General features: G+C 76.0%; 1 protein-coding gene. It reads right to left on the bottom strand.

The window, feature by feature from the left end; genetic code table 11:
• Positions 1-1,140, bottom strand: a 1,140-nt coding sequence (locus ACFQ4O_RS17730; RefSeq protein WP_378777726.1) for a hypothetical protein, incomplete at both ends; no start/stop codon positions are given.

Raw genomic sequence — 1,140 nt, forward strand, 5'->3', positions numbered from 1 at the left:
GAGCCGGGCCGCCTCGGCGCCGGCGGAGGCGCAGCTCGTCTCCACCCGGGCGGCGAGAGCGGCGAAGCCGGCGTTCAGGTCGTCGATGCGCCCGCCGGTGCGGTCCAGCGTGTCGACGAGGCCGGCGATGCGGGTCTCGATCTGGGCGAGCGGGACGGCGCCCGAAGCGGCGGGCGCGGCGGCGCCGGAGACCAGATGCTCCGCGATGCCGCGCACCGCGTCCTCGATGCGCTCGAAGGACTCGCCCCGCACGCGGGCGCTAGCGGCCACCAAATCGACCCGCTCGGAGAGGCCGTCCACCTTGTCGGCGATCTCGTCCAGCCGCGGCGCGGCGGGGGCGCGTTTGGTCAGCTCCTCGGTCAGGGCGTCGATGCGGCGGCCGAGATCGTGGATCCCGCCCGGCTGGGCGAGGCTGGCGCGCACCGCTTCCGCCACGCTCTCCACGTCGCTCGCGCGCGACGACGACGAGGCGGCGGCGAGCGCTTCGATGCGGCCGGCCAGCGCGTCCACCTTGGCGGGCAGGGCGTCGTCCTGCGCGCCGTCGCGCTGGGCGAGGGTCTCGGTCAGGGCGTCGAGCCGGGCGCTGAAGCCGTCGATCGCGACGGTGGAGGAGCGGGCGTCGATCTCGGCGCGCAGCGTCGCCTCGAGCTGCTCCACCTCGCCGCTGCGGCGGCTCGCGGCCGCCTCCTGCTCGTCGAGCCGGCGCACGAGGGTCTGGATGTCGTCGGCCAGCCGGTCCACGGCGGCGATGCGCGGGAAATGGGCGAGCTCGCCGCGGATCTCGTCGATCTGGGACGCGATCGCGGCGATGGCGTCCACGTTCGACGGCGCGGCGGCCTCGAGCCGGGCGGACAGCGCGCCGAGCTCGGCGGAGAAGCTCGCCAGCATCTGCGGGCTCGCGGCGTCGCCGCGCATGCGCTCCACCTCGAACACGAGGCTTTCGATGGCCTTCAGCGACACCGGATCGAGCCGCGCCGGCCGCTCGGCGTCGCAGCGCTCGGCGACGACGGCGATCTCGCGCAACAGGCCGTCCACATCCGCGCGCGTCGGCAGGTCGCGCACGGCGGAAGCCAGGTCGTCGATGCGGCGGCGCATCTCGGCGATGACGGCGGGGTCCGCCGACGGCGCGTGCGCGGCGAC

It is taken from the genome of Methylopila musalis, from assembly GCF_042679725.1.
Lineage (GTDB): Bacteria > Pseudomonadota > Alphaproteobacteria > Rhizobiales > Methylopilaceae > Methylopila > Methylopila musalis.